This is a genomic window from Streptomyces sp. H39-C1 (assembly GCF_027158125.1).
Classification (GTDB): domain Bacteria; phylum Actinomycetota; class Actinomycetes; order Streptomycetales; family Streptomycetaceae; genus Actinacidiphila; species Actinacidiphila fildesensis.
Genome location: NZ_JAPVLS010000105.1, coordinates 21,736 through 29,384, shown reverse-complemented (window position 1 = coordinate 29,384; position 7,649 = coordinate 21,736). Strand labels below are relative to the sequence as shown.

Annotated in this window: 7 protein-coding genes and 1 pseudogene; 4 read left to right on the top strand and 4 right to left on the bottom strand. The window is 70.3% G+C overall.

What is annotated here, in order from left to right:
- Positions 1–461 precede the first annotated feature (461 nt).
- Positions 462–746 carry a hypothetical protein gene (locus O3W51_RS41080; protein ID WP_198359413.1) on the bottom strand — a complete coding sequence of 95 codons (285 nt, stop codon included), beginning with the start codon at positions 744–746 and terminating at the stop codon, positions 462–464.
- A gap of 637 nt (positions 747–1,383) precedes the next feature.
- Here O3W51_RS41080 and O3W51_RS41075 point away from each other — a divergent pair.
- A complete protein-coding gene (locus tag O3W51_RS41075) occupies positions 1,384–1,650 on the top strand; it encodes a hypothetical protein (RefSeq protein WP_198359415.1) in 267 nt (88 codons plus the stop codon).
- A 674-nt stretch (positions 1,651–2,324) separates the two neighbouring features.
- Entirely contained in the window at positions 2,325–2,501 is a 177-nt protein-coding gene (locus O3W51_RS41070) for a DUF6233 domain-containing protein (RefSeq protein ID WP_269288866.1), read from the top strand.
- Between the two features lie 378 nt (positions 2,502–2,879).
- Here O3W51_RS41070 and O3W51_RS41065 read toward each other — a convergent pair whose 3' ends face one another.
- Positions 2,880–3,416 (bottom strand): hypothetical protein, encoded by a 537-nt coding sequence (locus tag O3W51_RS41065; protein ID WP_269288865.1) that lies wholly within the window; start codon positions 3,414–3,416, stop codon positions 2,880–2,882.
- Positions 3,417–4,415: 999 nt separating this feature from the next.
- On the opposite strand from O3W51_RS41065, the gene O3W51_RS41060 reads away from it, so the two are divergent.
- Entirely contained in the window at positions 4,416–4,592 is a 177-nt protein-coding gene (locus O3W51_RS41060) for a hypothetical protein (protein WP_198359419.1), read from the top strand.
- A gap of 311 nt (positions 4,593–4,903) precedes the next feature.
- On the top strand, positions 4,904–5,515 hold the full coding sequence (locus tag O3W51_RS41055) for a hypothetical protein (RefSeq protein WP_198359420.1): 612 nt from the start codon (positions 4,904–4,906) through the stop codon (positions 5,513–5,515).
- Positions 5,516–5,622: 107 nt separating this feature from the next.
- On the opposite strand, the pseudogene O3W51_RS49110 reads toward O3W51_RS41055, so the two are convergent.
- Both O3W51_RS49110 and O3W51_RS41050 read right to left on the bottom strand, forming a co-directional pair.
- Positions 5,623–5,742 (bottom strand): annotated as a pseudogene (locus tag O3W51_RS49110) (IS982 family transposase); the annotation flags it as partial.
- 126 nt (positions 5,743–5,868) lie between these two features.
- Positions 5,869–6,795: a hypothetical protein gene (locus O3W51_RS41050; protein WP_198359421.1), complete on the bottom strand. Its 927-nt coding sequence runs from the start codon at positions 6,793–6,795 to the stop codon at positions 5,869–5,871.
- Positions 6,796–7,649: the final 854 nt, after the last annotated feature.

The following is a 7,649-nucleotide window of genomic DNA, read 5'->3' as shown; positions in this document are numbered from 1 at the left end:
CGACCGGGGCTCGCCGGAGCAGTCGGCGCCTGGCTGATGCGAGCCGCCGCCGCTGCCGAGCGCGGCCAGGATCAGCGTGACCCACTTGTCGGAGAGCCGGTCGAGCAGCTTGCGGCTGGGGCAGACCCGGGCGCACCAGGTGCAGGATCTGCGTGGCGGTCGCCACCTTCAGCACACCCAGCACCCGCAACGCGTCCTTCCGGTCCCGAACCGTCGATCTCGCCTTCGCCATGTGACGCCTCCCCGTACGGCTGCTGCGGAAGCTCCCCATGGTCGCCTGCCGGTACGACAACCCGCCCCGGCCCAATTCACCGGCCGACGCACCAGCGGCGGCCACGCGGCCCGCACAGGGCCCGCCGGAGGCCAAGAACGCCCCTTTCGAACCCTCGCGTCCGCCCACCACCCAGCCGTACCCGTCTCTTCTCAACGGGTACAGCAGGGGGTGGGCGGCAAGAGGGTTGTCAGGGTTTCCAGTGATGCCAGGTCAAGGGGTCTGAACTGCAGAAACACCGGATCGCCGCGCGCTGCTGTCGGTAGTAGTCACGGGTGCAGAAACGGTAGAAGCCGCGGGAGGAATCTTGGGAGCCGGCCGACACGGCCCCGCCGGTCAGCAGCTCCATCACTACCGCCGCCTGGTCCCGCTCGCCGCGCACCATGCCGGGCGAGCACTTCCGCTGCGGCGTGGTCACCGCGGTGCCCACGGTGACCGCGGCCGAACCCGGCCCGGGAGCGCCGCCGTTCAGCATCCCGTCCATTGTGCACTTCACCGGCGTCTCCACGCCGGTCAACGACGATCGAACGGTTTGGCTCCAATTGGAGCCAAACCGTTCGATTGGGAATCAAACAGGGATTGCTCAGCTTCCGTACCGGCGAGCCGGCTACCGCCCCGCCGGCGAGAGTGAGGAAGCAAGAACACCTCTCCCCCTCACAGGGAAGAGGTGTCGGCACGCGCCGCCCGGTTGCACTCCTAGCCTGACCAGGCCGGATGTGGTGCAACGGCGCTGCACCGGTAAAACCTGCCGCGAAACCTCCGGCGAAACCCATCACGAAACCTGCCGCGAAACCCGCCGCGAAACGTCCGCGCACGCCGATCGTGGCGCGGGACAACAGAGTGTCCGCGCACGGAGCGTGAGCCTGCGCCGGAGCAGCTCCCAGACTCCCAGACCACCTCCCAGCACCATCACCACCAGGCAGAACGCGGCCCCCATCTCCCAGACATCCCCGATATTCAGGAACCGTCCCGGCTCCCAGCTCCCGGCGCCTCCCAGGTCATCCGAGAGCTGAGAGGTTGCCCAGCGTGAGGCGGTGGGCGTTCGCCGCTTCCACGCCACGCAGGCGCCCTTCTACTCACCGGGGGCGGGCCGCGACGGCATCCTGGGATGTATGAACAACCGACGCCGCAGCCGACAACGTGCCCGCGCCATCGCGCTGGGCGTCAGCCCCGACGAGCCGGCGCCCCGCGCCCCCGTCGTCGTGCCGCTGCCTCACCTGCCGGTGGCCCCGGTGGCCCTGCCGGAACCGCCAGCCCCTACCGCCGAGCGCTCCTGCTGCCAGGCCACCCGAACCCGGCGCGTCAGTATCGGCGGTACCGTCGTCATCACCCACACCCACCAGGCCCACTGCCCCGACTGGGGCCACCACACCTCCTGAGGCCGGCTGCATCGGGCCCACCGAGGTGTTCCACCGTGGAACCGTCCGAGCGTTCCACGATTCCACGGGTGTCCGTTTCCGCCCGTTCCAACCCCTTGCCCCACTGTTTTGCCCAATTCATCTCAGATATCTGCCGTATCTACCGTTCCATGCCCTTCCATATCTTTTCCATTTGGTGCGAACGGGTCCGGTGCAAGCACTTGGGCAACCGCCCACCTACCCGGGCCTGGCCCCCACCGCGACGCTGTACCGCGTTCCCGGCACCGTGACCTGCGGTAGTGATGTCCGTGGAACACCCGCCCGGCCGGTCGCCGACCGGCGTTCCACCCGGGAATCGTCTGAGGTTGGAACGGTGAGCAGCGAGCGGGACGGGGAGCAAGCGGCGGATCTGCCGGCGGCCGACGGGCCGCTGGTGCGGGTGCGGCTGCACGACGGCCAACAGCTCTACGCCGTGGTGAAGGGGCGCCGCAAGGAACACGACGGGACCTGGTGGTACCGGCTGCAGATCCACCTCCCTTCCGCCACCGAGCAGCGCGGCCGCCTGGTCGACGCGCCCGCGCCCGTCGACTTCCGTGCACCGGCCGACCGGTGCGAGCCGATCGAGGGCCAGGCGTACGACACGGTCCCCACCCAGCGGCACGGCGCGGTGCCGGCCTGGCGGGGTCGAGGAGCCGGTGTACTTCGGCACCGAGCGCGGACCTGCGCGCATCGTGCACCGCGGCGACTGCCGCGCGGTCCGCGACATCTCCCACCCCGCCACCACCGAGCAGGCCCGCGCCACCCTCGCGCAGCCCGACGCCGCACCCTGCACTGTCTGCCGACCCGACCGGCCCCTGAGCCGCGCCATCTAGCCGCAGCCGGCCGGGCGCGGGGCGTCGATGCTTTCGCCGCTTTTGCGCCCCGCTGCGCAGTGACCCGGGCCACTGCGCAGCCATCGCCGACGGTCATCGACTCATCGCCAACGGCGACCAGCGCGTATGCGCAACCGGTGGTTAGTCCAGCCGCGAACCATGGTGAGTTTCCAGCGGCTCCATGGTTAGTTCCACCCATCACAGCAGGTCAGACCTCATGCGCAGTAGCCATTGCGCATCTGCGGTGGTTGCGCAGCGGCGCCTGCGCCGCTGCGCAATCGCTCCCGGCCGGGACGTGGTGAGTTCCAGCGGAGCCCGTGGTTGGTTCCCCACTCCGGGCAGGCCGGCGCGCCGCGCGCAGTGCCGGAGCTGGCACGTTCAGGGCTCCAGGCCGAGGGACCGCAGCACCTTGCGCCCATCCTCGATCTGCTGCCGGGCGGCCTGGACTTCCCGGCGGGCGGTGCGCAGCGCGTTCCGTACGCCGTGCAGCTGCTGGTGCGGGGGCAGGTCCGCGGGCGGGTTGCTGGTGGACAGCAGCGCCTGGGCGGCGTCCAGGAGGTGGTTGACCGCCGGCGCCACCGTGTAGCCGTCACCGTCGTCGTCGGTCTGGGTGGCGGCCAGGTCGGTCAGCGTGCGGTTCACCCGGGCCTGCAGCAGCCGCGACCACACCCCGCCCAACGCCTCGGGTCCGTCGCCGTCCGCGCGCAGCGTGTTGCTGATCCCGGCGACGTAGCCCTCGCGGACCGCCTCCAGGTCCAAGCGGTCGGTGTCGATAGTCGCGGCGGACTCCACGCAGTACAGCAGCATCCCCAGCGCGACCGCCCGCGGCATCGGGTCCGGCACCGGGAGTTCCACCCCGATCGTGCGCAGACAGGCGTGAATCTGCGCGGTGCTCAACACCGGATCATCGCTCACGAACGGGCCCTTCCACGACGCGGCTGACTGCCTCACCAGCTTGCCGGTACCCGCCCCGGACCCGGGCAGGTTCGACGGAACCGCCCCGTGCGATCCGGGGCCGGCGGTACGTGAAACCGGTGACGTACACGCGAGAACGTTGACGTACACGGCGAAGCCGGCCGGGCCCCGGCCGGCTGGCCGAACGCCTGTCGGAGCCAGAACAACCTGTCACGACGGCGGCCGACCGGGCCCGTTGATCCGAAGGAGGGCAAGGGGGGGGTCTTCGCCTGCCAAAGCACGGAAGGACAAGGGGGTGCAATCTGCGGATCACCGGCCACGCCCGTCCGGCCACTCCGCGGTGCAACCGCCCCGCCCGGACAAGTGCAACCACCCGCCGGACCGGTATCGCGGAAGGTTTCACCCACGGGTCCACCGACAGTTCTACCCACGGGTCCACCGACAATTCCGCAGCCGGTTTCGTACGCGGTTTCGCAGCCGGTTCAACCGCCCCTCCCCACCGACCGGGTATCGGTGCAGGTCACCGGGCGAGTGCAACCGGCCCCGCCGAATCGACACCTCTTCCCGGTCTACCGGGGAGAGGCTCCTCTCTCTCGCGTGCGGGAGCGCGCGGCGCGCCCGGCACGGGACACATGCGCGGCACGCGTTGGCCGATCGGCAGGACCGCTGCCCAGCGGTTCCGCCGATGCCCGCAGGCGGCGTCGGTCGCCGGGGCCGGGGAAGGCGGCTCGGGGCTGTCCAGCAGGCCCAACGCGTGGGCGGAGAGGGGAATCAGATGCTGGGTCAGCCGCGGCGCGTCCGGAGCGCTCCAGACCTTAGTCCTCGCTGCGCTGCGGGCGGCCTTGAGCGTACCGGCCGTGTCAAAGCGGAGAAGGGAGGCGCGCCGATGCCGGCCCCCTCCGCCGATCCGGGCCGGATACCGCGGCAGCAGGCGATGTCTGACGGCCGCTGAAGCAGCGTGCGGACGGCTATGCCCTCACTGCTGCAACCAGATGCCTGATGATGTCCTGCGTCACCGTCGGCACGTTGTACTTCGCGAGCGAGCAGCGCGGCCGCCTGGTCGACAAGCCCGCGCCCATCGACTTCGCCGCGCCGGCGAGCCGGTGCGAGCCGATCGAAGGCCAGGCGTACGAGGCGGTGCCCACCGAGCGGGAGAGCCTCGGTCCGGCCTTCTAGATCGAGGAACCGGTCTCCTTCGGGGCCGTGCGCGGGCTGGCCCGCATCATGCATCGCGGCAACCCGAACGAGAGGGCAGTTCCGTCGGGGGGTATCCCCAGGTGGGCAAGGAACTGAGGAAACGGTTCGGCAGGAGATCGTGCCGGCCTTGCGTGCCCCCAACGTAGAGATTTGAGGCCGAAGTTCCACGCATCTGCCTATTTCTAGACATTTGATCATCAAGTGGCACGCGAGAGAGGTCATTGCGGCCTACGGTGCACGTGTGCCGGTCGGGGAGTATCCCCGAGCGCACAAACCGAAAGGCGTACCTCATGCGCACCACCGTTGTAGCTCGGACCTTCCTGATCAGCGCGATCGCCGTGGCCGGCCTCGCTTCCCCCACCCTGGCGTCCGCGTCGGCCCCCTCCGGGGGCAGCTCCCTAACCTCCGTCAGCCTGGGCGCCCTCGGTGTCCCCGGTGGTAACGGGGCCAACGGCGTGGGGAGCAACAACGGCCTCGGGGGCCTGGGCGGTACCGGGGGCGCGGCCGGTGCGAACGGCGACGGTGGTGTCGGTGGTGACGGTGGCAACGGCGACGGCCTGGGAAGCACCGGCGGGGCAGGCGGCGCGGGAGGCGCGGGAGGATCCAACGGCAACGGCGGCGCGGGAGGCGCGGGAGGTGCTGCCAACCAGGGCGGCACCGGCGGCAAGGGCGGTGTCGGCGGCGTAGGTGATGCCGGTACCGGCATCACCGGCGGCCAGGGCGGGCAGGGCGGCGCGTCCACCGCCGGCGGCACCCACACCGGCGGCATCGGCGGCGCCGGCGGCGCGGCAAGCCCGGTGTGTCCCGGCCAGCCCGGCGGCAACGGCACCCCCGCCACCCTGACCGCGGACGGCATCGCCGGTTCCACCGGAGCTGCCGGACACACCACCCTCCCCTGCTGAACAATCGGACCCGTTAATCGGCAAAGGCCCCCGGAGGATGCCTTCACCAGGCGTCTTCCGGGGGCCCACCGGCCGAGTGAAGTCGCGGCCTACACAGCTCCTGTCGCGATCAGCCGGTACCCGGGCCAGGCAGCCACCAGGTCCGGTCCGGTGACAAGCAACCCCAGGCAGACCTCGCGTTCGCCGGCCTCCGCGCCAGTCAGGGCAAAGGCGATCGGCAACGCTCTGCAAGGGCCTTCACCGAAAGTCGGTTCACGGACCCTCAGTGACGGGGGTCAGGGTGCGGCGCGTCCCGGGAGGTCAGCAGGTGACCTTGCGGTGTGATGGGGTGGGGCGCCTGGTGGGCGGGCGGGTCACGGTGTTCCGTTGGCGCCGCTCGCGCAGGGGCTGCCGGAGCCGAAGGTTCCGCCGGTTCCCCCGGTGCCGCCGTGGAAGAGTGTGCCTCCGGTGGCGTTGCCGCCGGCGCCGCCGATACCGCAGGTGCCATCGGCGCTGGCACCCGACTTGACGCCGCCGTTGCCGCCGATACCACCGTTGCCGCCGGCGTTGGCGATGCCTCCGGAACTCACACCGCCGGCTCCGCCGATGCCTGCCGCGCCGCCCGGGTAAGCACCGCCGGAGCTGCCGTTGCCGCCGTTTCCGGCATTGCCGCCCTTGCCGCCGTTACCGGAGGCGTTGATGCCGCCGGCGCCGCCGTTGCCGCCCATGCCGCCGCCGTGGCCGATGCCGCCGTTGCCCGCGTTGCCGCCCGCACCACCGGTGGATCCACCGACGCCACCCAGGCCACCCTTACCGCCGGCTCCGGCGTTGGCCCCGGAGTTCCCGCCGGCGCCACCGGTGCCGCCCGCGGCGGCCCGGGTGCCCGCACCGCCGGCACCGCCCGCGCCGCCCGCACCGTTGAGGCCGCCGGTGGCACCGGTCCCGCCGTTACCGCCCGCCGCACCATCGGGGCCGCCATTGCCACCGACAGCACCCGCGCCGCCCGAGCCGCCGCCCAGACCGAGGCCGCCGTTGCCACCCGCACCCCCGACCCCGCCCAGGACACCGTTGCCGCCCGGGCCACCCGCACCACCGGCGCAGTCCCCGGTCCCGGTCGCAGCGCCACCCGCGGTCCCGGGAAAGCCGGCGGGATGCAGGGCGGTGCCGTTGGCACCCGCGACGCCCGCGGTGCCCGCGGTGCAGGCCAGGGCCGAGGCCCCGGCAGGAGCACCGAGGAAGAGTGCAGCCCCGGCGAAGAGAGTCGGGAGGGCGAGGAGAGCGGTGGTCTGTTTCCTGTTCACAGGGTTCCTCTGGCTCAGGTGAAGCGAGGGTCGATCCGAAGCACGAAATCAGGTTGGCACGGAACCGAGAAAGGAATCATTTCCCTCGAACAGTTTTCCGTGCCGCATGCCATCAGGCAGCCCGAGAGATTCTGTGCTACTTCCATACGACACGCCTGTCCAGATATTCGTAATGGGATAACGAGTGCAATCTTCATCGATATTCACCCGGCAGCGCGGTACCTCACCTGCGGTAGAAAAACTCCGTCGGATTTAGGCGTTTAGCCAATATTCATTGATTCAACCGACGAATATCGACGCAAAGTCGCCACTTCTGAAAATTCTTGATGGCCTAGGCGCCGAGCTGCGGTTTCTGGCAAATTTCGGCAGCCGAAAGACACTTCCGGCCATCCGAAACCCCAGGCGCGACGGGGCCCCTCGCACAGCATCGGGGCAGGTAGGACCGGGTGACGACGACACATTTCCTCGGCTGCCCGTCTCCCCATGGCTTGAACCGAGGTGACCGAATGCACGAGGTTTCGGCATATGCGGCCCCCGCGTTTGACGGGCAACTGTAGCCCTCATGCATCCCATACGCAATCACACCGGAAAATACCGGGGAGGGCGAGGACAGGATCATCACCACCGGCGGCAAGGAGCAGAACAAAATACTTTATAGATTGCAGCCGCGGCCACCCCCGAACATTCAAAACAGGCGCCGACCGTGAGGGCACAGGAACGGCGTGCTTCCACGGCCGCCAAGGGCGCAGCAGACGCATCACGGCCACCGCGCTGCGCGGTCCTCATCCTGAGAAGAACCGACATCGCACCCGCGTGGGAAGGCGGCCGGTGTCGACGGCGGGAAACCGCACGCG